Here is a 23,848-nt window from a genome sequence, read left to right as displayed (position 1 = left end):
GAGGCCGCGGCCGAGAGCACGATGGGGGCATCTGTTGCGTGATCTTCCTTCCTTCACGCTGGCCGGGTACGACAAGGGGCGCGGACTGCTGACGCAGGCGCTCTGGTTCGCCGTGATGAACACGGTGTTCATGGCCTGGTTCTGTCCGGCCCGGCTGCGCGTCTCGCTGCTGCGGGCCTTCGGGGCGAAGATCGGCGAGGGGGTGCTGATCCGGCACAAGGTCCGTGTGCTGTGGCCGTGGAAGCTCACCGTCGGGGACCACGCGTGGATCGGCGAGGGTGTCTGGGTGCTCAACCTGGAGCCGGTGACCATCGGTTCGCACGTGTGCCTCTCGCAGGAAGCCATGCTGTGCACCGGCTCGCACGACCACCGGGCCGCCGACTTCCGCTACCGCAACGCGCCGATCACCGTCGAGGACGGCGCCTGGGTGGCGGTACGGGCGACCGTGCTGGCCGGGGTGACCGTCGGCCGGTGCGCCGTCGCGGGCGCGGGGGCCGTGGTCCACCAGGACCTGCCGGAACTGACGCTGCAGACCCAGGACGGGCGGCGCCGCCCGGTGGAGGAGCCCAAGTGAGTGCCGCGATGAGAGTCCTGCACGCCGTCACCCTGCACTCCCCCTCGCACGCCTTCGGCGGCCCGGTGCGGGTCGCGCTGAACCTGTCGAAGGGGCTGCGGGCCCGCGGCCACGAGGCGCGGCTGCTGGCGCTGGGCGACGGCTTCGAGAAGTGGCCCACCGCCGTGGAGGGCGTGCCGGCGAAGCTGTTCCCGGCCCGCCGGCTGCTCCCCCTCGGCTTCAGCGGCATGACCTCGCCGGCGCTGGTGGCCTCGGCCGGCCGCCTGGTGCGCGACGCCGACGTGGTCCATGTCCACCTGGCGCGCGACCTGGTGACCCTGCCGGTGGCGCTGGCGGCGCTGCGCGCGGGCAAGCCGCTGGTGCTCCAGACCCACGGGATGGTGGACCCGAGCGAGAAGCTCCTGGCGAAGGTGCTGGACGCGGTGGCGGTACGCCGGCTGCTGCGCGGCGCGGACACCGTGCTGTACCTGACCCCGCACGAGCGGGAGGGTCTGGACGCGGTGGTCGGCGCGCCGCTGGCGAACACGGTCCGGCTGGTCAACGGGACCCCGGCGCAGGAGGAGCGGCCCGCGCCGCAGGGGGCGCCGCGCATCCTGTACTCCGCGCGCCTGCAGGCCCGTAAGCGGCCGGTGGACTTCGTGGACGCCGCCCCGGCGGTCCTCGCGGAGCATCCGGACGCGCACTTCGTGGTCGCGGGTCCGGACGAGGGCGAACTGGGGGCCGTACGCGCCCGGATCGGGTCGCTGGGTCTGACGGACCGGTTCACGGTCCCCGGGGCGCTGTCCGGCGAGCAGGTGCTCGCGGAACTGCGCCGGGCCCACGTCTACGTCCTGCCCTCGGTGGACGAGCCGTTCCCGATGTCCGTCCTGGAGGCCCTCGCGGTGGGCGTGCCGTCGGTGGTGACCCACTCCAACGGCCTGGCCCGGGACATCGCCCGGGCGGGAGCCGGCCGCGCGATCGAGCCCGGCCCGGAGGGTGTGGCCGCCGCGGTCCTGGACCTGCTGGACCCGGCGGCGAACCGCGGGGCCTCGCTGGCGGCGCGTGAGCTGGCCGACGGGTCGTTCTCCATGGACGCGGTCCTCGACACGCTGCTGCCGGTGTACGGGGCCGCGCTGCGCAGCTGAGGCCCCGCGTCAGATGACGTCCCGGCGGTGCTCCTCCACCACGGGGATCGCGCCGGTGGCCCGGCGCCGCTTGTAGATGCTGGTGTAGACGGCGAGGCCGATCCCGCCCACCGCCATCATGATCAGGCCGACCAGGTCGAGGTTGACGCTCTCCATCTCCCAGTCGCTGGCGAAGGTGAGGATGGCGCCCACCACGATCAGGCCTATGCATCCGCCGATGCCCATGGGTCCGCCTTCCGGTGTGGTGACTGTGTCCGCGCGGCTACCCGGCGATCGGGTACGAAAACGCCCCGCAGGGCCGGAAGTCCGGTCCTGCGGGGCGTTTCGCGACTGCGGCGGTGCGGCGGTGCGGTGGTACGCCGCTGTTACGCGGGGATGGTCACGCGGGGATCCAGGCGTAGCAGCCGGAGGAGTTGAACTCCGCGGTGTTGGCCGGGATGGTGGCCGTGACCTTGTCGCCGGCCTTGGGCGGGGTCTCGGGGCCCGAGGCGAGGACGGAACCGTCCTTGCCCTTGGCCTCCCAGGTGCAGTTCGTGGCCTGGGTCAGCGCGCGGTAGTTGCCGGCCGCGGGAGAGGTGCGGGGCCCCTCGGGGAAGCCCTTCTCCGCCGCGGCGAGGATCGGCTTCTGGTCCGGGCACAGGTGCGTGATCGCGTCCTTGGCGCCCTGGATCTCACCGGTGATGACGGCGCCGGTCGCCGCGTCCTTGTCGCGCTTGGCGGTGCGCGCCACCCGCTGGCAGGCCTCCTGGCCGGTCTGCAGGACGGCCGCCGGGTCCATCTTCTCCGGGACCCGGCCGCTCAGGTACTTCTTCTCCTCCGCCGTGAAACTGCCCGTCTTCGGGGTCAGCTTGGCGTCGGGCAGGACGGGGCCGGTCGGCTTCGCGTCGGGGGCGGGTGCCGACGGGGCCGGGGTGTCCGCCGGATCGGGGGCCGCCGACGAGGCCGGGGGCTTCGGCTTCGCCTGGGCGTCGGCCTCGTCCCCGCCCGAACTGCAGGCGGTCAGCGTCAGGGCGGCGGCGAGCAGGACAGCGGCCGCTGCGGAGCGTCGGTACATCGGGTGGCTCCCGTACTCAAGGGGGTGTGCGGTGGACCGGGGCCGGATCAAGCGGTCCGGCCGTGATCCGTGTGCCCACCCCCGAGGGGGTGTGCACAGGAATGCGGGGCCCGGCCACGCAGCCGGGCCCCGCATTGGCGTCAGGCGGTGCTTCGTACTACTTGGCGCCGAAGGTCAGCACCAGCTGCGGAGTGCCCTCCGCGGCCGTGGACTCCGAGGCCCAGAGCCACAGCGGGTCGCTGCCGTTGCTCGTCAGGCCCAGGCTGTAGCTGCTGCCCAGGACCGCGGTGACCGCGGCGGTGTCCAGTTCGACGTTGTGCACGGCCGAGCCGTCCGGCACGCCCGCGATGCTGCCGAGCGGGGTGGCGCCGAGGGCCGGCTTGGTGTTGAACGACGTGCTCGCGCCGCTCCAGGTACCGGTGACCGGGACCACGGAGACGGTGTCGGCGGTACCGGCGCTCGCCTGGGTGCTCGTCTTGAACTGCAGCGCGGCGGACTTCAGGACCTGGCCGGCCGGGGCGGCCGGCAGGTCGAAGCGCATGTACGCCTGGTACAGCGAGCCGCTGCCGCGGACGGCGAGCGAGGTGGCGGTGCCGTAGGTGGTGCTGGGGGCGCCCTGGTTGATGTAGGTGTCCTCGGTCGTCTTGACCGTGGAGACCGTGTCGGTGGGAGCCTTGGCCAGATCGAAGTGGTTCTTGACCTGGGCCTGGGTGAGCGTCGTCGGGTAGACGGCGGTCTCGTCGAGCTGACCGGCGAAGAAGTTGCTCGTCGGACGGGTCGGCCAGCCGGAGAGGTTGTCACCGCCGGCGTGCCAGTAGCCCGCGTAGTTGCTGGTGCTGGTGGCGTTCAGGGTGCCCTTGCTCTGGCCGTCCACGTACAGCGTGATGCCGCCGGGGCCCTGGGTGCCGACCACGTGGTGCCACTTGTTGTCGTTGTACGTCTCGAACAGGCCGGTGGAGACCGTCCGGGTCGAGCCGTTGTAGACGCCGAACACCAGGCGACCGGTGTTCGTCATGTAGATGTGGCGGTCGTTCGAGCCGCTGTTGCGCGTGGTGTTGTTGCCGAAGCCGATCAGCTTGCCACCGCGCGTGGTGTTGGTCTTGAACCAGGTCTCGATGGTGAAGGTGTTGCCGACCGTCTGGCGGCGGTCGCTGTGCACCTTCTGGCTGGTCCCGTTGAAGCCCATCGCCGTGCTGCCGGGGACGGCACCGGGCGACTGCTTCAGGGCGGGGGCGTTGACCTGGACACCGCTGCGGTTGCCGGACACCGAGGTGTCGGCGACGTAGGGGCTGACCGAGTCGTCGTAGCGCCAGTACAGCTCGGCGCCGTCGGTGCGGACCTGGTTCGGGTAGGACTGGACCGAGGTCGGGACGGTCACCGAGGTGGTGGCCGACAGCGCGCTGGTGTTGCCGGCGGCGTCGGTCGCGGTCACCCGGTAGGTGTACGACTGTCCGGCCTTGACCGTGGTGTCGTTCCAGGAGGCCTGCGGGCGCTCCCACTCCAGCGAGCTCGCGGTGACGGTGGCGGCCGGGGTGGCCGAGCCGTTGCGGTAGATGCGGTACGTCAGCTTGCTGTCGTCCGCGTCGTAGCTGGTCCGCCAGCGGACCTGGGCCTCGCCGGGCTTGACGCTGGAGGCGCTGACCACCGGGGCGGTCGGGGCGCCGACGTCGCCGGTGGAGGAGAAGCGGGTCAGAGCCTGCTGGGCCTTGCCGTTGATGAGGGTGAACTCACCGCCGACCCACATGTACTTCACGTCGTTCTTCTCGGCCACGGCCATCACGCGCGGGCCGATGCCCTCGCCGAGACCGTCGTTGGCCGTGGGGTGCCAGCCGAGCTTGGCCGGGCCGCGTACGAACCCGTCCACGGGCGCGGGGGCGGCACCTTCGTGGTTGGTCGGCTGGGCCAGCAGGAAGTGCCGCTTGCCGTCGGGGAACTCCTGCTCGGTGGAGCAGTCGTGCGCGTGCGAGGAGCTGTAGAGGACGCCCTCGTACGGCAGGACGAACTGCGTGGCGCCGAGGCAGCGGTCGCGCCACTTCTCGGTGAAGTCGCTCAGGCGCAGGCCGATGCGGCCGTCGAAGACACCGCCGCCGGAGCCCTCGTTGCCCGTGTAGAAGCCGGTGTCGTCGGTGGAGATGTCCTTGACGACCGAGTTCGACGGGATGTTGGTGTAGGTCTTCTTCACGGCGCCGGACGTGGCGTCGACGACCGCCAGCGCGTGGCTGCTGGCGTTGTTGACCGTGAAGAAGTCGCCGCCGAGCAGCACGTTCTTGCCGTCGGGGGTGACCTCGACGGCGCGGCCCGGCTCGTCGACGTTGGCGACGAAGGGCTTGAGCGCACCGGAGGCGGCGTCCACGGCGGCGAACCGCTCGCGGGTCTGGCCCTCGACGGTGGTGAAGTCACCGGCCACGTACAGGGTGTCGTCCGTGACGGCGAGTCCGCGCACAGTGGCGGGGAAGCCGGGGTGGAAGGCGGCCTTGGGGGTGCAGCTCGCGATGTCGATGGCCGCGACACTGGAGACCGGGGTGCCGTTGACGGCCCCGAAGTAGCCACCCGCGTAGAGGGTCTTCTTGTCCTTCGAGACGACCAGCGTGCGCACCGTCGCGGTGCCGTCGCCGACGGTGAAGGCCAGCTTGCAGGAGGTGGGGTTGCCCGTCGCGGCGTCGAGCGCGACGAAGTTCACGGCCTCCTGCTGGGCACCCGCCACACCCTCGGGCGGGCGGACGGCGGAGAAGGTGCCGCCGGCGAAGACGGTGCCTTCGGCCTGGGCCATCGCCCAGACGATGCCGTCCGGCTGCCACGTCGGCAGTTCGTCGGCGGTGAATGCCACTGGAGCCGTGATGGCGGACGCCTGCGGCATCAGCACCAGGCCTATACCGGTGCCCGCACCGGCCAGTGACAGTACGAGGGCGGCAGTCAGCCCTCTTGATCTACGCATGAGCCCCCCAGGGCAATCGCCCGGTTTGATGGCTGGAACTATCCGAACAGCCATATGTATCTGGCGCAGACTAGGGCTCACGCGGGGGCCTGGTCACCTCCCTTGACCCATTGCATACCAACTTGGAATCAAAGGTTCAGCGTGGAGGGTGCACTAGGGACATACGGCACGTTTGCACCGGTCACCCTGGCGTGGAACCGCCCGCGTGACCGGAACACGGCAAATCGTAGGGGAAATATAAGCCCTCAGCGGTCGATACGGACCGTCACACCCGCCAGTTGGTCCTCGACTTGGCGAATGTCGGCGTCCACCATGATCTGAGCAAGTTCGGCCACCAGGACCGACGGCTTCCAGCCAAGCAGCTCCTGGGCCTTGGAAGCGTCGCCGATGAGGGCGTCGACCTCGCTGGGGCGCTCGTACTTGGCGTCGTAGCGCACGTGCTCGGTCCAGTCGAGACCGGCGTGCGAGAAGGACGACTCGACGAACTCGCGGACGGTGGCGGCCACACCGGTGGCGACGACGTAGTCGGTGGGCTCGTCCTGCTGCAGCATCCGCCACATGGCGTCGACGTACTCGGGGGCGTAGCCCCAGTCGCGGACGGCGTCGAGGTTGCCGAGGTAGAGGTGGTCCTGCAGACCGGCCTTGATACGGGCGACCGCGCGGGTGATCTTGCGGGTCACGAAGGTCTCGCCGCGGCGCGGGGACTCGTGGTTGAAGAGGATGCCGTTGACGGCGAACATGTCGTACGCCTCGCGGTAGTTCACCGTGGTCCAGTACGCGAAGACCTTCGCGGCGCCGTAGGGGCTGCGCGGGTGGAACGGGGTCTGCTCGTTCTGCGGCGGCGGGGTGGATCCGAACATCTCCGAGGACGAGGCCTGGTAGATGCGGGTGTCGACGCCGCTGGCCCGGATGGCCTCCAGCAGCCGCAGCGCGCCGAGGCCGGTCACGTCGCCCGTGTAGAGCGGGGCGTCGAAGGAGACGCGGACGTGGGACTGGGCGCCGAGGTTGTAGACCTCGTCGGGGCGTATGTCGCGGAGCAGGTTCACCAGCGCGACGCCGTCGGAGAGGTCGGCGTGGTGCAGGACGAAGGACCGGTTGGCCGTCTGCGGGTCCTGGTAGATGTGGTCGACCCGCTCCGTGTTGAAGCTGGAGGACCGCCGCACGAGACCGTGCACCGTGTAGCCCTTGGAGAGCAGGAGCTCGGCGAGGTACGAGCCGTCCTGTCCGGTGACTCCGGTGATCAGTGCGGTCTTGCCCATGGGGTCCCCTTGTTGGTGGTTGCTGTGTGTCGTTGTGTTGCGTCGCCTCGCGGCGGGTGCGCAGCGGGCCCTGCGGAGGCGGCGCACCGAGTGGTCGGGCCGCGGTCGGGCGGCTGGATGCGTACCGTACACGGCTGTTCGCCGGCGCCCCCTGCGGGGCGTCCGCCGCTCTGTGCTCCGGACGCCGCCCGATACGCCCCCGGTTCCGAAGCCGACTGCCGCCCCGGCGCGGCCGGTGGCCGTGTACCGCCCGCCGGGCGGCGCCGGCTCTCCCCGGGCCCGGCCGACGGAGGGCGCCGGGCGCGGACCGGACCCCAGGGCCGGGGCCCCGCGGCCGGGGCGCCGGCCGCGGACCACTGCGCCCCCCGCGGGAGCGGACTGGCATCATCGGCGGTATGACAAGTTCGCAGCCGCTCCTCCCCCCGAACGCCCGCGTCTTCGTCGCGGGCCACCGCGGCCTCGTGGGGTCCGCGGTCGCCCGGCGGCTCACCGCCGACGGCCATGAGGTGCTCACCCGGGGCCGGGCCGACCTCGACCTGCGCGACGCCGCCGCCACCGGTGCGTACCTGAAGGACGTCCGTCCGGACGCCGTCGTGCTGGCCGCCGCCAAGGTCGGCGGCATCATGGCCAACAGCACGTACCCGGTGCAGTTCCTGGAGGAGAACCTGCAGATCCAGCTCAGCGTGATCGGCGGCGCCCACGCCGCCGGTGTGGGCCGGCTGCTGTTCCTCGGATCGTCCTGCATCTACCCGAAGCTCGCGCCGCAGCCGATTCACGAGGACGCCCTGCTGACCGGCCCGCTGGAGCCGACCAACGAGGCCTACGCCCTCGCGAAGATCGCCGGCATCGTCCAGGTGCAGTCGTACCGCAAGCAGTACGGGGCCTCGTACATCTCGGCGATGCCGACGAATCTCTACGGGCCCGGTGACAACTTCGACCTGGAGACCTCGCACGTCCTGCCCGCGCTCATCCGGCGCTTCCACGAGGCCGCCGCCGAGGGCCGCGAGGAGGTCACCCTGTGGGGATCCGGCACCCCCCGGCGGGAGTTCCTGCATGTGGACGACCTGGCCGCGGCCTGCGCCGTGCTGCTGGAGAGCTACGACGGCGACGAGCCCGTCAACATCGGCTGCGGCGAGGACCTCACCATCCGCGAACTGGCCGAGACGGTCGCCGAGGTGACCGGCTTCCGGGGCCGGCTCGCGTGGGACACCTCCAAGCCGGACGGGACGCCCCGCAAGCTGCTGGACGTCGGCCGCCTGACCTCGCTCGGCTGGAAGCCCGGCATCCCGCTGCGGGACGGCATCGCCTCCACGTACAAGTGGTGGCGCGAGCAGAGCTGATCGCACCGGCGGCCTCGGCCCCTCAGTAGGCTCCGCGACCGTCGACGACGGCGCGGAGCGTACGGCCCATCACGTCGACGTCACTGGTGAAGGACCAGTTGTCGACGTACTGCAGGTCCAGCTGGATCGTCTCGTCCCAGGACAGGTCCGACCTGCCGCTGATCTGCCACAGTCCCGTCATCCCGGGCCGCACGGTGAGCCGGCGCAGCTCGACCTCGTCGTACTGGGCCACCTCCTCCGGCAGCGGCGGGCGCGGGCCGACCAGCGACATGTCGCCGATGAGCACGTTGACGAGCTGCGGCAGCTCGTCCAGGGACGTACGGCGCAGGAGCCGGCCCACCCGGGTCACCCGGGGGTCGCGCCGCATCTTGAACATCAGGCCGTCGTTCTCGTTGGACCCGGCCAGTTCGGCCTTGCGGGCGTCGGCGTCCACCACCATCGTGCGGAACTTCCACATGACGAAGGGCACCCCGTCGCGGCCGATGCGCCGCTGCCGGTAAAAGGCCGGGCCGCGCGAGCCGAAGCGGATCGCGAGGACGATCCCGAGGAAGAACGGGGAAAGCAGCAGCAGGCCGGCCGCGGCACCCACCCGGTCCAGCACCGACTTGAGCAGCGTCTGCACGCCGCGGCTGACCGGCGGCGCGACGCGCAGCACGGCGAGTCCGCCCGCGGAGAGGGTCTCCAGACGCTTGACGGAGACCTCCACCAGGCCCGGGAAGACGGCGAGTTCGAGGCCGGCGTCGTGCAGGGCCCAGGCGACGCGGCGCAGCCGTTCCCCCGTGATGCGCACGCCGGGGGCGACCAGCACCAGGTCGGCGTGGTGGCTGAGGACCGCGCCGAGCACGGCCGCGGAGTCGACACCGGGGGCCTCGGGCGCGTCGGCGTCGAGCCGGGCCGCCACGGGGACCCCGCTGGCGAGCGGACCGGTGCCGACCGGGACGACACCGACGACGACGTACGGGTGGTCGGTTCGGGCGGCGAGGTGCGCGATGACGTCCTCGGCCGCGTCGGGCTCCCCTATCACCAGTACGCGGCTCACGGCCTGGGCCTCGCGGCGGGCGGCCGAGAGGTGGCGGTAGGTCAGCTTGTGGCAGGCGACGGTGATCAGGAGCGCGGGCAGCAGCGCCCCGAGGGCGGACAGCCGGGGCGTGTCCTCCTCCGTCACCACGCGCGCCACGGCCAGGACACCGATCAGAATCAGCCAGTCGTGGAGGACCGGAAGCACTCCGCGGGACTCACCGAGCGCCCGGGTGGCGTACCGGCGCCGCAGCGCCTGGATGCCGGTCCACGCCACGGCGGCGGCCAGCGCGCAGTAGACGGGCCGGACCTGCTGGGCGGCGTCGAAGACGAGCCCCACGGGGACGGCCGCGCCGAAGAAGTCGGCGGCTATCGCGGCCGGACGGTACCAGCGGGCCTTGTCCCCGATGCGCCGCGCGGGCACCAGGGTTTCATGGGCCGCCCTGGCCACTCGTTGCGCAGGAAAATGAACATGCCTCATGGGCCCCCCTGGCACGTGGTCTATGTCAGTGGCAAGTGTCCATGGCTTCCCCTGGCGATGAACATCTGCCGCACCGGCAAACAGTACGACAAACACCCGTACGGTAAACGCCGTTTCGGTCAACCCAGTCCCATGTTGCGCAAGTGTTAGCAACCGGTAGCAGGCGTTCCGCATCCCGAAGACCCTGCGTGCACACGAAGGTGAATGGTCCGGATACCGGATACGTATCTTCGGACAACGAACCGTTTCCGGCCAACCTTTTGACGCGGCCCTGACATTCGGCGCGCCAAGTGGCAACCTTCGACCGTTCATCGCACCGCACCTGCTCTGCCCGGAGGCCCACCCAGCCATCCGGAACCCCCCTTGCAGAAGGAGTCTGCGTTGAGGTCCACCCCCCAGAGGCGTGCCACCGCGGCGGGCGCGCTCGTTGCCGCGGCAGCCCTGCTCGCCGTAGGTATACAGACCGGAACCGCCACCGCCGACGCCACCGCGTCACAGGCACCCAAGGCCGCCCAGTCCAACCCGGGCGCGGCCAACCGCGTACTCAGCGCATCGGAGCGTGCGACGCTCCTCGCCGAGGCGAACTCGACCACCGCGCAGGCGGCCAAGGCGCTCGGCCTCGGCAGTGGCGAGAAGCTCGTCGTGCGTGACGTCGTCCAGGATGCGGACGGCACCACGCACACCACGTACGAGCGGACCTACGACGGCCTGCCCGTCCTCGGCGGCGACCTCACCGTTCACGCCAAGAACGGCGTCACCAAGAGCGTGACGAAGGCCACCCACCACGAGATCAAGGTCGCGACCACCGAGGCCTCGGTCACCCCGGCGGCCGCCGAGAGCCAGGCGGTCTCCGCCGCCAACGCCGAGGGCTCCAAGGAGGCCAAGGCCTCCAAGAACGCCCGCAAGGTGATCTGGGCGGCCGAGGGCGCTCCGCGGCTGGCGTTCGAGACGGTCGTCGGCGGACTCCAGCACGACGGCACGCCGAACGAGCTGCACGTGGTGACCGACGCCAGGACCGGCGCCAAGATCACCGAGTGGCAGGCCGTCGAGACCGGCACCGGCAACACGATGTACAGCGGCCAGGTGACCCTGGGCACCACGCAGTCGGGCAGCACCTGGAACCTGACCGACGCCGCGCGCGGCAGCCACAAGACCTACAACCTCAACCGCGGCACGTCGGGGACCGGCACGCTCTTCTCCGGCCCGGACGACATCTGGGGCAACAACCTGCCGTCCAACCTGGAGACGGCCGGCGCCGACGCGCACTACGGCGCCGCGGTCACGTGGGACTACTTCAAGAACGTGCACGGCCGCAACGGCCTGCGCAACGACGGCGTCGCCCCGTACAGCCGGGTCCACTACGGCAACAACTACGTGAACGCCTTCTGGCAGGACTCCTGCTTCTGCATGACCTACGGCGACGGTGACGGCAACGCCAAGCCGCTCACCTCCACCGACGTGGCCGCGCACGAGATGACCCACGGCCTGACCTCGGTCACCGGCAACATGACCTACAGCGGTGAGCCCGGCGGCCTGAACGAGGCCACCTCCGACATCATGGCGGCGGCGGTCGAGTTCTACGCCGACAACCCGCAGGACGTCGGCGACTACCTGGTCGGCGAGAAGATCGACATCCGCGGCAACGGCACCCCGCTGCGTTACATGGACAAGCCCAGCAAGGACGGCTCGTCCAAGGACGCCTGGTACTCGGGCATCGGCTCGATCGACGTCCACTACTCCTCGGGCCCGGCCAACCACTGGTACTACCTGGCCTCCGAGGGCTCCGGCGCCAAGGTCGTCAACGGCGTGAGCTACGACTCGCCGACCTCCGACGGCCTCCCGGTCACCGCGATCGGCCGCGACGCCGCCTCGAAGATCTGGTTCCGCGCGCTGACCACCGGTCTGTTCAAGTCGAACACCAACTACGCGGCCGCCCGTACGGCGACCCTGCAGGCGGCGGCCGACCTGTACGGCGCCGGCTCGACCACCTACAACAACGCGGCGAACGCCTGGGCGGCCATCAACGTCGGCCCGCGCATCGTGAGCGGCGTCTCGGTCACCCCGATCGCCAACCAGAACACCCAGATCAACACCGCGGTGAGCCTGCAGGTCCAGGCCACCAGCACCAACCCGGGTGCGCTGAGCTACGCGGCGACCGGCCTGCCGGCCGGCCTGTCGATCAACGCCTCCACCGGCCTCATCTCCGGTACGGCCACCACCGCGGGCACGTCCAACGTGACCGTCACCGTGACGGACTCGCAGAGCAAGACCGGCACCGCGTCCTTCACCTGGACCGTCGGCAGCGGCGAGCAGAACGTCTTCGAGAACACGGCCGACTACCAGATCAGGGACAACTCCACGGTCGAGTCCCCGATCAACGTGACCCGGTCGGGCAACGCCCCGAGCACGCTGAAGGTGGACGTGAACATCGTCCACACCTACGTCGGTGACCTGGTGGTCGACCTGGTCGCCCCCGACGGCAGCGTGTACAACCTGCGCAACCGCTCCGGCGGCAGCGCGGACAACATCGTCCAGACCTTCACCGTGAACGCCTCGTCCGAGGTCGCGAACGGCAGCTGGAAGCTCCGCGTCCGCGACGCCGCCAGCCTGGACACCGGCTACATCAACAGCTGGAAGCTCACCTTCTGACCCTCCGGGGCATGAGCCACAGCTGAGCCGCAGATGACACGGGGCCGCCCGGGAGAAGACCTCCCCGGGCGGCCCTGTCCCATGAGGGGCGGGCGGCGGTCGGCCGCCGCCCGCTCTCCCCCGCTCACGCCCGCATCGGCGTCAGCGGCGACACGTCAGCGCAGCAGCACCCCGCCCCCGGTGTCCGTGCCCGCCGGAACCGCGACCAGGCCCAGTTCGGCCGGGGTCGCCAGCAGCGGATGCGTCGGCAGGATGCGGACCGTGTAGCCGAAGGGCCCGGTGCGGTCGAGGGCGAGCGGGCCCTCATACACCCAGCGGCCGTCCATGTCGGGGCCGGCGGCCGGCTTGAGCGGGAAGGTCCGCCCGTCCCGGATCACGTCCTGCGGGTCCACCCGGCCCGCGACCGCCTGGACCTCCACGTCCTCGGGCGCCAGCGTGTCCAGCGACACCTGCACCCGCAGCGTCAGGGTGGCCCCGAGTTCCGCCGTGCCGTTCACCGGAGCCGCGGCCAGCGCCTCCACGTGCTCGACGCCCACCCGCGGCCACGACGCCCGGACCCGGCCCTTCCACCAGGCGAGGTCCCGCGCCGCGTCGGCGGTCAGGGAGCGGTGGGCGAGCGCGGCCGGCGCGTACAGCCGCTCCACGTACTCACGCACCATCCGCCCGGCGAGGACCTTCGGCCCCAGCGACACGAGCGTGCGCCGGACCATCTCGATCCACCGCACGGGGAGCCCGGCGCGCCCGGCCCGGTCGTAGAACCGCGGCGCGACCCGGCCCTCGATCAACTCGTAGAGGGCGCTCGCCTCCAGGTGGTCCCGGCGGTCCTCGTCCGCGCCGAGCCCGTCGGCGGTCGGGATGGCCCAGCCGAAGTCCGGCTCGAACCACTCGTCCCACCACCCGTCCAGAACCGACAGGTTGAGACAGCCGTTCAGCGCGGCCTTCATCCCGCTGGTGCCGCACGCCTCCAGCGGGCGCAGCGGGTTGTTCAGCCAGACATCGCAGCCCGGGTAGAGCTTCTGCGCCATGGCCATGCCGTAGTCGGGCAGGAAGACGATCCGGTGCCGCACCCGCGGGTCGTCCGCGAAGCGCACCAGCTCCTGCACGAGCCGCTTGCCTCCGTCGTCGGCCGGGTGCGCCTTGCCCGCGACGACGATCTGCACCGGCCGTTCCGGGTCCAGCAGCAGCCTGCGCAGCCGGTCCGGGTCGCGCAGCATCAGGGTCAGCCGCTTGTACGAGGGCACGCGCCGGGCGAAGCCGATGGTCAGCACGTCGGGGTCGAGTACGGAGTCCACCCAGCCCAGTTCGGCGGCGGCGGCCCCGCGCTGGAGCCACGAGGCCCGCAGCCGGTCCCGTACCTCCTGCACCAGCTGCTCGCGCAGCACCCGGCGCAGGTCCCACACGTCCTGGTCGGGGATGTCGGCGACGGCGTCCCAGCGCCGGGAGCCGCCGACCGACAGGGCGTCCTCGGTACGGCCCGGGCCGATCTGGCGGGCGCCGAGCCGGACGACCTCGGGGGCCACCCAGGTCGGGGCGTGGACCCCGTTGGTCACGGAGGTGATGGGCACGTCGGCCGGGTCGAAGCCGGGCCACAGGCCGGCGAACATCTCCCGGCTGACCGCGCCGTGCAGGGTGGACACGCCGTTGGCCCGCTGGGCCAGCCGCAGCCCCATCACCGCCATGTTGAACACGCCGGGGTCGCCGCCGGGGAAGGACTCGGCGCCCAGTTCCAGGATCCGTTCGACCGGTACGCCGGCCAGTTCCCCGCCGTCGCCGAAGTGCCGGGCGACCAGGCTCCGCTCGAAGCGGTCGATCCCGGCCGGGACGGGGGTGTGCGTGGTGAACACGGTCCCGGCGCGCACCGCCTCGACGGCGGCGTCGAAGCCGAGGCCCTGCTCCCGTTCCAGTTCCCTTATGCGTTCGAGTCCGAGGAACCCGGCGTGGCCCTCGTTGGTGTGGAAGACCTCGGGCGCGGGGTGGCCGCTGATCCCGCAGTACGTGCGCACCGCGCGCACGCCGCCGATGCCCAGCAGCATCTCCTGGAGCAGCCGGTGGTCGCTGCCGCCGCCGTAGAGCCGGTCGGTCACCTCACGGGCCGCGGCGTCGTTGTCCTCGACGTCGGAGTCGAGGAGCAGCAGCGGTACTCGTCCGACGCGTGCCTGCCAGATGTGGGCGTGCAGGGCGCGGCCGCCGGGCAGGGTCAGCGAGACGCGGGCGGGGGTGCCGTCGTCCTGGCGGAGCAGGCCGAGCGGGAGTTCGTTGGGGTCGAGGACGGGATAGTGCTCCTGCTGCCAGCCGTCGCGGGAGAGCGACTGGCGGAAGTAGCCGTGCCGGTAGAGGAGTCCCACGCCGATGAGCGGGACTCCGAGGTCGCTGGCGGCCTTCAGATGGTCCCCGGCGAGGATGCCGAGGCCGCCGGAGTACTGGGGCAGGGCGGCGGTGATCCCGAACTCGGGGGAGAAATAGGCGATGGCGGCGGGCAGTTCCGCGCCGTTCTCGCGGCTCTGGTACCACCTCCCGCCGTTGACGTAGTCATCGAGGTCGGCGGCGGCGACGGCGAGGCGCCGCAGGAAGCGGCGGTCGGCCGCCAGTTCCTCGAGCCTGGCGGCGGAGACGGTGCCGAGCAGCCGGACGGGATCGCCGCCGGCGGCCTGCCAGCCCTCGGGGTCGACGGATTGGAAGAGTTCGCGGGTCTCGGTATGCCACGACCAGCGCAGATTGCGCGCGAGGCCGGTGAGCGGCAGCAGGGACTCCGGGAGGACGGGGCGCACGGTGAATCGACGGATAGCCTTCACACGTTCCACCTTCGCAGGGGATTGCGGATCGGAGCGGCCGCACCACGCTGTGCACCCGCGCATCACCCCGGGAAGGCTAGCGACGCCCCCGCGTTCCGGCCATGGCGCCCGTGGCGGGCACCGCGACGGCGGGCGGCCGGCGAGTGGTGGGGCGCGGACGGCCTCGCGCGGACCGTCGGGGGACCATCTTCGGCCAGATCTCCCAAGCCGCCCTGCATCAGCGGCCACTCCCGCCCCGCGACGGCGCCGCACGTCGTTGACCGTACCCCCGCGCGGGTGGTTCCCCAGGGGCTCCGGAGGCCGGTGTGGCGGGTGTTCCGGGCACCTACCTCACCTGGTCCCGGCCGACTTGACGGAGCCTCGCCGGATGTCGAGCGGGGCCTTGGTATTGCCCGTGCGACTACGTACGAGTAGTTAACCAAGTGCGCGGATTGGGCTGAGGGAGAGTGGGAAGGGCTCCCCGGGTACACGTGGTACACGCACGGCGCACCCGCCCACAAACCCTCTCCCCGCCACCCGAGTGAACGCGGACAGGAGCGGCCATGCCCGCAGCCCAGCCGTCTCTTGAGCGGCTAGAAACAGAGCGAACAGAGCGTGCACTACCAGTCGTGACACCGGCTGGCCTGTTGTCACCGAGCCCTGCGAACTGCCCCCAGGTGATCCCATCATGATCGGTCGCATTCCCGTGCTGGACGTCCGCCCCGCCGTCGACTGCGGCGCCAGACCCGCCAAGGCGGTGGTGGACGAGGTTTTCGAGATCTCCGCCACCGTGTTCCGCGAGGGGCACGACGCCGTCGCCGCCCACCTCGTCCTGCGTGATCCGAAGGGGCGGCTGCGGCCCCCCGTGCCGCTGAGCGAACTCGCTCCCGGCACCGACCGGTGGGGTGCCCGGGTCTCCGCCGATGTCGAGGGGAGGTGGACGTACACCGTCGAGGCGTGGAGCGACCCGGTGGGCACCTGGCGGGCCCATGCCGCGATCAAGATCCCCGCCGGGATCGACACCGGGCTCGTGCTGCTGGAGGGCGCGGAGCTCTACGAGCGGGCCGGCGCCCGGATCCCCAAGCGCGACGGCCGCGAGGCCGTCCTGGCCGCCGCCGCGATCATGCGGGACGAGGACCGCCCGGCCGCCGAGCGGTACGAGGCCGCGCTGGCCCCCGCCGTGGACGCCGCGCTCGCCAGGCGCCCCTACCGGGAGCTGGTCACCGCCTCCAAGCCGCTGCCGCTGCTGGTCGAGCGCAAGCGGGCCCTCTTCGGCTCCTGGTACGAGATGTTCCCGCGCTCCGAGGGAGCGGTGCTGGAACCGGGCGAGGCCCCGGTCAGCGGCACCTTCCGGACCGCTGCGGAGCGGCTGCCCGCGATCGCCGCGATGGGCTTCGACGTGGTCTACCTGCCGCCCATCCACCCTATCGGCAGCACCTACCGCAAGGGCCCCAACAACACCCTGTCCGCGGGGAGTTGGGACCCGGGTGTGCCGTGGGCCATCGGCTCCACCGAGGGCGGCCACGAGGCGGTCCACCCGGAACTCGGCACCATCGAGGACTTCGACGCCTTCGTCGCGCGCGCCCGCGATCTGCACCTGGAGATCGCCCTCGACTTCGCCCTCCAGTGCTCCCCCGACCACCCCTGGGTGGAGAAGCACCCGGAGTGGTTCCGCCACCGGGCCGACGGCACGATCGCGTACGCCGAGAACCCCCCGAAGAAGTACCAGGACATCTACCCGGTCCACTTCGACACCGACATGGCCGGCATCGTCGAGGAGACCTGCCGGATCCTGCGGCACTGGATGGACCACGGGGTGCGGATCTTCCGGGTCGACAACCCGCACACCAAGCCCGTCGTCTTCTGGCAGAAGGTGATCGCGGACATCAACAAGTCCGATCCGGACGTGATCTTCCTGGCGGAGGCCTTCACCCGGCCCGCGATGATGCGCGCGCTCGCCGCCGTCGGCTTCCAGCAGTCGTACACGTACTTCACCTGGCGCAACACCAAGGCCGAGCTGACCGAGTACGTGACCGAGCTCTCCGCCACCCCGTCCGCCTCGGTGATGCGGCCGAATTTCTTCGTCAATACGCCCGACATCCTGCACGAGTACCTCCAGAAGGGCGGCCGCCCCGCCTTCGAGGTGCGCGCGGTCCTCGCCGCGACCCTGTCCCCCACCTGGGGGATCTACGCCGGCTACGAGCTCTGCGAGAACACCCCGGTGCGCGAGGGCAGCGAGGAGTACCTGAACTCCGAGAAGTACGAGTTCCGGCCGCGCGACTGGGCCGCCGCCGACCGCGAGGGCCGCACGATCGCCCCGCTGATCACCGCCCTGAACCGGCTGCGCCGGCGCAACCCGGCGCTCCAGCAGCTGCGCGACATCCACTTCCACTCGACCGACAACGAACAGGTGATCGCCTATTCGAAGCACGCGGGCGCCAATTCCGTACTGGTGGTCGTCAACCTCGATCCGCACCACACCCAGGAGGCGACGGTCTCGTTGGACATGCCGGTACTCGGCCTCGACTGGCACGGGTCCCTCGCGGTGCGCGACGAGCTCACCGGCGAGACCTATCACTGGGGCAGGGCGAACTACGTGCGCCTAGAGCCGGGCCGCACGCCCGCGCACGTTCTGGCCGCTCTGCGACCGTCCCCGCCCACCGGAGGGTCACCCACCACATGATGATCAACGACCCCGTCCACGACACCTTCGAGGACACCCCCGCCAAGGACCGCGATCCCGACTGGTTCAAGCGGGCCGTCTTCTACGAGGTCCTCGTCCGCTCCTTCCACGACAGCAACGGCGACGGCGTCGGGGACCTCAAGGGCCTCACCGCCAAACTGGACTACCTCCAGTGGCTCGGCGTCGACTGTCTCTGGCTGCCGCCGTTCTTCGCCTCGCCCCTGCGCGACGGGGGCTACGACGTCTCCGACTACACCTCCGTGCTCCCCGAGTTCGGCGACCTCGCCGACTTCGTGGAGTTCGTGGACGCCGCGCACACCCGCGGGATGCGGGTGATCATCGACTTCGTCATGAACCACACCAGCGACCAGCACGAGTGGTTCCAGCAGTCGCGCAAGGACCCGGACGGCCCCTACGGCGACTACTACATGTGGGCCGACAACGACAAGCAGTACCAGGACGCCCGGATCATCTTCGTCGACACCGAGACCTCGAACTGGACGTACGACCCGGTCCGCAAGCAGTACTACTGGCACCGCTTCTTCTCCCACCAGCCGGACCTCAACTTCGAGAACCCGGCCGTCCAGGAGGAGATCGTCTCCGCCCTCCGCTTCTGGCTGGACCTCGGCATCGACGGCTTCCGCCTCGACGCCGTGCCCTACCTGTACGCCGAGGAGGGCACCAACTGCGAGAACCTGCCGCGCACCCACCAGCTGCTGAAGAGGGTCCGGGCCGAGATCGACGCCCACTACCCGGACACGGTGCTGCTCGCCGAGGCGAACCAGTGGCCCGAGGACGTCGTCGACTACTTCGGGGACTTCGCCAAGGGCGGGGACGAGTGCCACATGGCCTTCCACTTCCCCGTGATGCCGCGCATCTTCATGGCGGTGCGAAGAGAGTCGCGCTACCCCGTCTCCGAGATCCTGGCCAAGACCCCGGCCATCCCGAAGAACTGCCAGTGGGGCATCTTCCTGCGCAACCACGACGAGCTCACTCTCGAAATGGTCACGGACGAAGAGCGCGACTACATGTACGCCGAGTACGCCAAGGACCCGCGCATGCGGGCCAACATCGGCATCCGGCGCCGGCTCGCCCCGCTCCTGGACAACGACCGCAAGCAGATGGAGCTGTTCACGGCCCTGCTGCTGTCGCTGCCCGGTTCACCGGTGCTCTACTACGGCGACGAGATCGGCATGGGCGACAACATCTGGCTGGGCGACCGCGACGGCGTCCGCACCCCGATGCAGTGGACCCCGGACCGCAACGCCGGTTTCTCCTCGTGCGATCCGGGCAGGCTGAATCTGCCGGTCATCATGGACCCCGTCTACGGGTACCGGGTCACCAACGTCGAGGCCGCGATGTCCTCGCCCTCCTCGCTGCTGCACTGGACCCGCCGGCTGATCGAGGTCCGCAAGGCGAACCCCGCCTTCGGCCTCGGCTCGTACACCGAACTGCAGTCGTCCAACCCGGCGGTGCTCGCGTTCCTGCGCGAGTACGGGGACGACCTGGTGCTGTGCGTGCACAACTTCTCGCGCTTCGCGCAGCCCACCGAGCTGGACCTGCAGTCGTTCGACGGGCGGGTCCCGGTGGAGCTCACGGGCGACGTGCGCTTCCCGCCGATCGGCCAGTGGCCGTACCTGCTGACCCTGGCGGGACACGGCTTCTACTGGTTCCGGCTGCGTGCCGAACAGCGCGGTGACCGCCGCGCCGATTAGCCGGCACGGCCACAGGCGGGACCACGCCTGAACCAGGGGGCGGGCAGCTCGAACGGGTCAATCGCCCGCCCCTGTACGGATCATCCTGACCCGACACTCGCACATGCCGGAGAAGCAACTGCCGCGCATCCGGGACACTCTGCGCATTCTGTGACGGCCCGGGGAAAGGACGCGACGCCATGTCGGAGGCTGCATCCGCCCGGAGCCGGCTCACTGCCGACCGAGCCGCCGGGATCGCCCCACTGGAACCGATACTGCGGGCCTGGCTGCCCGCACAGCGCTGGTTCGCGGGCAAGGGCCGGGCCATCAGCAGACTCACGACCGTCTCGGCGGCCGACCTGCTGCCCCCCGGCTCCACCCCCGGACTGCTGCACGTGCTCCTGGACGTGGACGGGGACTGCTACCAGCTGCTGCTGGGCCTCCGCCCGTCCCTGCCGCCCGCCCTCGCACCCGCCCTGATCGGCCACGCCGAGAACGGGCCGTACGCGGGCCGGGCGGTCTACGAGGCGCTGGGCGACCCACGGCTCGCGGCGATGCTGCTGGAACGGCTGCGCTCCCCCGGCGTGCTCGGCCCACTGCGCTTCGACCGGGACCCCGCCACCCCGGTCCCGGCCGGGCTCACGCCCCGGCCGCTGTCCGGGGAGCAGACGAACTCCTCCCTGATCTACGGAGATTCGTTCATCCTGAAGGTATTCCGCCGGGTCGGTCCCGGGGTCAACCCCGACCTGGAGCTGCCCAGAGCGCTGGCCGCCGCCGGCTGCACACGGGTGCCGGCGCCCGTCGCCTGGTACGAGGCCGAGCCGCCCGGCGGCGAACCGCTGACCCTGGGCGTGCTCCAGCCGTACCTGCGCGGCTCCGACGACGGCTGGCAGCTCGCGCTGCGCCGGCTCGGTGCCGGGGAGGACTTCACCGCCGAGGCGCACGCGCTCGGCCGGGCCACCGCCGAGGTGCACAGCGCGCTCGCCGCGGCCCTGCCCACCGTCGGCCTCGGCCCGGAGCAGACCGCCCGGCTGGCCGCGGGGATGACCGCGCGGCTGGCCGCCACCGCCCGGGAGGTGCCGGCACTGCGGCCCTACGAGGCCGGACTGCGGGGGGCCTTCGACGCCCTGGCCGCGTCCCGGGGGACGGGGGTGGCCGCACAGCGGATCCACGGTGACCTCCATCTGGGGCAGACCCTGCGCACCCTCGACGGCAGCTGGTCGTTGATCGACTTCGAGGGCGAGCCGGCCCGGCCCCTGGCCGACCGGCGCCGCCCCGAACCGGCGGTGCGCGACATCGCCGGGATACTGCGTTCCTTCGACTACGCCGCCCGCTCGCACCGGCCGTTCGCACCGGCCTGGGCGGACGACTGCCGGGCCGCCTTCTGCGAGGGCTACGCCCGCACCACCGGCCGGGACCCGCGCGAGGATCCCGTGCTGCTGCGGGCGTACGAGACCGACAAGGCGGTGTACGAGGCCCGGTACGAGTCCCGGCACCGCCCCGACTGGCTGCACGTCCCGATGGCCGCGATCCGGCGGCTCTCGGAGCCCGCACGGCCCGCCCACCGCGTGCCGCCGACCCTGCCCGCCCCGGGCGCCCTCTCCCCTCACCCCCACCCCCACCCGAAGCCCCCGAGGAGGCCGCTCGCGTGAGCGCCGCACGACAGCCGTCACCGACCGTCCGCGACGAAGCCGTACCCGCCGCCGCCCCGGCGGCGGCCAAGAAGCCCCGCACTCCCCGGGCCCGCCGCGCCGCGCCTCCGCGCGGGGTCCGGCCGGCGCCGGCGCTCGGCGCCGAGGAACGGGCCCGGCTGCTGGAGGGCCGCCATCACGACCCGCACGCGGTACTGGGCGCGCGCACGCAGCGCGGCGGGGTGGCCTTCCGGATGCTGCGACCGTACGCCAGGGCGGTCACGGTCGTCGCCAAGGGGCTGCGGGCCGAGCTCCACGACGACGGCGACGGGCTGTTCTCCGGCCTGCTGCCGCTGACCGCGGTGCCCGACTACCGGCTGCTGGTGGCGTACGACAACGACGAGATCGAGGTCCACGACCCCTACCGGTTCCTGCCCGCCCTCGGCGAGCTGGACCTGCACCTGATCGGCGAGGGCCGCCACGAGCAGCTGTGGACGGCGCTGGGCGCGCAGCCGATGGAGCACCAGGGGGTGGCCGGGACCCGGTTCACGGTGTGGGCGCCGAACGCGCAGGGGGTCCGGGTCACCGGGGACTTCTCGTACTGGGACCGCGTCGCCCACCCGATGCGCTCGCTCGGCGCGAGCGGCGTCTGGGAGCTCTTCCTGCCCGGGGTGGGCGCCGGGGCGCTCTACAAGTACGACATCACGCGCCCGGACGGCAGCCACACGCTGCGGGCCGACCCGATGGCCCGGTCCGCCGAGGTCCCCCCGGCGAACGCCTCGGTGGTCACGGCCTCGGAGTACGAGTGGCAGGACGCGGACTGGATGGCGCGGCGCGGCGCACGCGCCCCGCACCAGGCACCCTTCTCGGTGTACGAGGTGCACCTGGCGTCCTGGCGGCCCGGCCTGTCCTACCGGCAGCTCGCCGAGCAGCTCCCCGCGTACGTCAAGGAGCTGGGCTTCACGCACGTGGAGATGATGCCGGTCGCCGAGCATCCCTTCGGCGGCTCGTGGGGGTACCAGGTCACCGGCTTCTACGCGCCGACCTCGCGGATGGGCACCCCGGACGACTTCCGCTTCCTGGTGGACTCGCTGCACCGGGCCGGGATCGGCGTGATCGTCGACTGGGTGCCGGCGCACTTCCCGCGGGACGACTGGGCGCTCGCGGAGTTCGACGGGCGGCCGCTGTACGAGCACCAGGACCCGCGGCGGGCGGCGCACCCGGACTGGGGGACGCTGGAGTTCGACTACGGGCGCAAGGAGGTCCGCAACTTCCTCGTCGCCAACGCCGTCTACTGGTGCGAGGAGTTCCACGTGGACGGGCTGCGCGTGGACGCGGTGGCCTCGATGCTCTACCTGGACTACTCGCGCAGCGAGGGCGAGTGGACGCCGAACGAGCACGGCGGCCGGGAGAACCTGGACGCGGTGGCGTTCCTGCAGGAGATGAACGCCACCGTGTACCGGCGCTGCCCGGGCGTGGTGACCATCGCGGAGGAGTCCACCGCCTGGAACGGCGTGACCCGGCCGACGGACGGCGGCGGGCTGGGCTTCGGCCTGAAGTGGAACATGGGCTGGATGCACGACACCCTGCGCTACATGTCGAAGGAGTCGGTGCACCGCAAGTACCACCACCACGACATGACCTTCGGGATGATCTACGCCTTCAGCGAGAACTACGTGCTGCCGATCTCGCACGACGAGGTGGTGCACGGCAAGCGCTCGCTGGTGTCGAAGATGCCCGGGGGCGACTGGTGGCAGCAGCGGGCCGCGCACCGGGCGTACCTGGGCTTCATGTGGGCCCACCCGGGCAAGCAACTGCTCTTCATGGGGCAGGAGTTCGCCCAGGGCTCGGAGTGGTCGGAGAGCCACGGGCCGGACTGGTGGCTGCTGGACTCCTCCTACGCGGCGGCCGGCGACCACCGGGGCGTGCGCGAGCTGGTGCGGGACCTGAACCGCGCGTACACCGTGACACCGGCGCTGTGGGAGCGCGACACCGTGCCGGAGGGCTTCGCCTGGGTGGAGGCCGACGCGGCGGAGGACAACGTCTTCGCCTTCCTGCGGTACGCCCAGGACGGTTCGCAGCTGCTGGCGGTGTCCAACTTCTCGCCGGTGGTCCGGCACGGCTACCGGCTCGGGGTGCCGGAGGAGGTCCCGCTGTGGCGTGAGGTCCTCAACACCGACCTGGAGGCGTACGGCGGCAGCGGGGTGCACCATGCCCGGCCGCTGCGGTCCGAGCCGGTGCCGGCCCAGGGCCGCCCGGCGAGCCTGCGGCTGACGCTGCCGCCGCTGGCGACGATCTGGCTCAGGCCGTAGCAGCCGCGGGGACGTGGTGGCGGGGGCGGGGTGGCGGGGGCGGGGCCCTCGCCACCCCCGTATGCGAGGGCCCCACAGGAACCACGTACGGGAAGGGGTTCCGGTTCACATTCCGTGGAGGCCGTGTGAGGGGTATTGCGCGGCGTGGAGTTGGCTGGAACCTTATGCATTACTGGATCTTCAAGTGCACCGATTACCGGACAGTCGCCGGAAAACCCGCCAAAAGACCCCTACTTCATAGGACGTTCCTACGAGGTATGGGCTTGTTTGTTTGGTCTGTAGGCGGCGCAGCCCGGCCACTTCTACGGTGTGCGGTGTGCACTC

At 71.4% G+C, this 23,848-nt stretch carries 14 protein-coding genes; 8 read left to right on the top strand and 6 right to left on the bottom strand.

The window, feature by feature from the left end; all coding sequences use genetic code 11:
• The first annotated feature begins 34 nt into the window (after nucleotides 1–34).
• Together NRK68_RS23830 and NRK68_RS23825 are read left to right on the top strand one after the other, a co-directional pair.
• Nucleotides 35–574, top strand: a complete 540-nt coding sequence (locus NRK68_RS23830) for a WcaF family extracellular polysaccharide biosynthesis acetyltransferase (protein WP_183067393.1) — start codon at nucleotides 35–37, stop codon at nucleotides 572–574.
• Between the two features lie 8 nt (nucleotides 575–582).
• A complete protein-coding gene (locus NRK68_RS23825; RefSeq protein ID WP_257857909.1) occupies nucleotides 583–1,698 on the top strand; it encodes a glycosyltransferase in 1,116 nt (371 codons plus the stop codon).
• Between the two features lie 9 nt (nucleotides 1,699–1,707).
• On the opposite strand, the gene NRK68_RS23820 is transcribed toward NRK68_RS23825, so the two are convergent.
• The 4 genes from NRK68_RS23820 to gmd form a co-directional block, all read right to left on the bottom strand.
• Nucleotides 1,708–1,923: a DUF6458 family protein gene (locus NRK68_RS23820; protein ID WP_030961345.1), complete on the bottom strand. Its 216-nt coding sequence runs from the start codon at nucleotides 1,921–1,923 to the stop codon at nucleotides 1,708–1,710.
• A 154-nt stretch (nucleotides 1,924–2,077) separates the two neighbouring features.
• The gene (locus NRK68_RS23815) at nucleotides 2,078–2,752 is read right to left on the bottom strand and encodes a hypothetical protein (RefSeq protein ID WP_257856665.1); all 675 of its coding nucleotides are present in this window, start codon (nucleotides 2,750–2,752) and stop codon (nucleotides 2,078–2,080) included.
• Between the two features lie 157 nt (nucleotides 2,753–2,909).
• Nucleotides 2,910–5,687, bottom strand: a complete 2,778-nt coding sequence (locus NRK68_RS23810) for a CBM96 family carbohydrate-binding protein (protein WP_257856664.1) — start codon at nucleotides 5,685–5,687, stop codon at nucleotides 2,910–2,912.
• A gap of 245 nt (nucleotides 5,688–5,932) precedes the next feature.
• Entirely contained in the window at nucleotides 5,933–6,946 is a 1,014-nt protein-coding gene (gmd, locus tag NRK68_RS23805; RefSeq protein WP_030961348.1) for a GDP-mannose 4,6-dehydratase, read from the bottom strand.
• 395 nt (nucleotides 6,947–7,341) lie between these two features.
• On the opposite strand from gmd, the gene NRK68_RS23800 reads away from it, so the two are divergent.
• Nucleotides 7,342–8,286 (top strand): GDP-L-fucose synthase family protein, encoded by a 945-nt coding sequence (locus tag NRK68_RS23800; protein WP_257856663.1) that lies wholly within the window; start codon nucleotides 7,342–7,344, stop codon nucleotides 8,284–8,286.
• A 22-nt stretch (nucleotides 8,287–8,308) separates the two neighbouring features.
• Here the strand turns inward: NRK68_RS23800 and NRK68_RS23795 are convergent, their stop codons facing one another.
• Nucleotides 8,309–9,784 carry a sugar transferase gene (locus NRK68_RS23795; RefSeq protein ID WP_183067389.1) on the bottom strand — a complete coding sequence of 492 codons (1,476 nt, stop codon included), beginning with the start codon at nucleotides 9,782–9,784 and terminating at the stop codon, nucleotides 8,309–8,311.
• 381 nt (nucleotides 9,785–10,165) lie between these two features.
• On the opposite strand from NRK68_RS23795, the gene NRK68_RS23790 reads away from it, so the two are divergent.
• Nucleotides 10,166–12,433: a M4 family metallopeptidase gene (locus NRK68_RS23790; protein ID WP_183067388.1), complete on the top strand. Its 2,268-nt coding sequence runs from the start codon at nucleotides 10,166–10,168 to the stop codon at nucleotides 12,431–12,433.
• A 155-nt stretch (nucleotides 12,434–12,588) separates the two neighbouring features.
• Here NRK68_RS23790 and glgP read toward each other — a convergent pair whose 3' ends face one another.
• On the bottom strand, nucleotides 12,589–15,225 hold the full coding sequence (glgP, locus tag NRK68_RS23785; protein ID WP_183067387.1) for an alpha-glucan family phosphorylase: 2,637 nt from the start codon (nucleotides 15,223–15,225) through the stop codon (nucleotides 12,589–12,591).
• 667 nt (nucleotides 15,226–15,892) lie between these two features.
• Here glgP and NRK68_RS23780 point away from each other — a divergent pair.
• From NRK68_RS23780 to glgB, 4 genes are all read left to right on the top strand, one after another.
• The gene (locus NRK68_RS23780; protein ID WP_183067386.1) at nucleotides 15,893–17,887 is read left to right on the top strand and encodes an alpha-1,4-glucan--maltose-1-phosphate maltosyltransferase; all 1,995 of its coding nucleotides are present in this window, start codon (nucleotides 15,893–15,895) and stop codon (nucleotides 17,885–17,887) included.
• The gene (gene treS, locus NRK68_RS23775; RefSeq protein WP_183067385.1) at nucleotides 17,884–19,602 is read left to right on the top strand and encodes a maltose alpha-D-glucosyltransferase; all 1,719 of its coding nucleotides are present in this window, start codon (nucleotides 17,884–17,886) and stop codon (nucleotides 19,600–19,602) included. The genes NRK68_RS23780 and treS overlap by 4 nt, the downstream gene beginning before the upstream one ends.
• A gap of 179 nt (nucleotides 19,603–19,781) precedes the next feature.
• Nucleotides 19,782–21,233: a maltokinase N-terminal cap-like domain-containing protein gene (locus NRK68_RS23770; protein ID WP_257856661.1), complete on the top strand. Its 1,452-nt coding sequence runs from the start codon at nucleotides 19,782–19,784 to the stop codon at nucleotides 21,231–21,233.
• The gene (glgB, locus tag NRK68_RS23765; RefSeq protein ID WP_183067383.1) at nucleotides 21,230–23,524 is read left to right on the top strand and encodes a 1,4-alpha-glucan branching enzyme; all 2,295 of its coding nucleotides are present in this window, start codon (nucleotides 21,230–21,232) and stop codon (nucleotides 23,522–23,524) included. The genes NRK68_RS23770 and glgB overlap by 4 nt, the downstream gene beginning before the upstream one ends.
• The last annotated feature ends 324 nt before the right edge of the window (nucleotides 23,525–23,848 follow it).

This window comes from Streptomyces yangpuensis, from assembly GCF_024666385.1.
Lineage (GTDB): Bacteria > Actinomycetota > Actinomycetes > Streptomycetales > Streptomycetaceae > Streptomyces > Streptomyces yangpuensis.
The sequence above is the reverse complement of the archived record's forward strand: the minus strand, read 5'-3'. Positions and strand labels throughout refer to the sequence as shown.

What these genes read in the sequence shown, in the direction of transcription:
- NRK68_RS23825 (WP_257857909.1), top strand. Translation starts at nt 583, where the DNA reads ATGAGAGTCCTGCACGCCGTCACCCTGCACTCCCCCTCGCACGCCTTC.
- NRK68_RS23820 (WP_030961345.1), bottom strand. Translation starts at nt 1,923, where the DNA reads ATGGGCATCGGCGGATGCATAGGCCTGATCGTGGTGGGCGCCATCCTC.
- NRK68_RS23815 (WP_257856665.1), bottom strand. Translation starts at nt 2,752, where the DNA reads ATGTACCGACGCTCCGCAGCGGCCGCTGTCCTGCTCGCCGCCGCCCTG.
- NRK68_RS23810 (WP_257856664.1), bottom strand. Translation starts at nt 5,687, where the DNA reads ATGCGTAGATCAAGAGGGCTGACTGCCGCCCTCGTACTGTCACTGGCC.
- gmd (WP_030961348.1), bottom strand. Translation starts at nt 6,946, where the DNA reads ATGGGCAAGACCGCACTGATCACCGGAGTCACCGGACAGGACGGCTCG.
- NRK68_RS23800 (WP_257856663.1), top strand. Translation starts at nt 7,342, where the DNA reads ATGACAAGTTCGCAGCCGCTCCTCCCCCCGAACGCCCGCGTCTTCGTC.
- NRK68_RS23795 (WP_183067389.1), bottom strand. Translation starts at nt 9,784, where the DNA reads ATGAGGCATGTTCATTTTCCTGCGCAACGAGTGGCCAGGGCGGCCCAT.
- NRK68_RS23780 (WP_183067386.1), top strand. Translation starts at nt 15,893, where the DNA reads ATGATCGGTCGCATTCCCGTGCTGGACGTCCGCCCCGCCGTCGACTGC.
- treS (WP_183067385.1), top strand. Translation starts at nt 17,884, where the DNA reads ATGATGATCAACGACCCCGTCCACGACACCTTCGAGGACACCCCCGCC.
- NRK68_RS23770 (WP_257856661.1), top strand. Translation starts at nt 19,782, where the DNA reads ATGTCGGAGGCTGCATCCGCCCGGAGCCGGCTCACTGCCGACCGAGCC.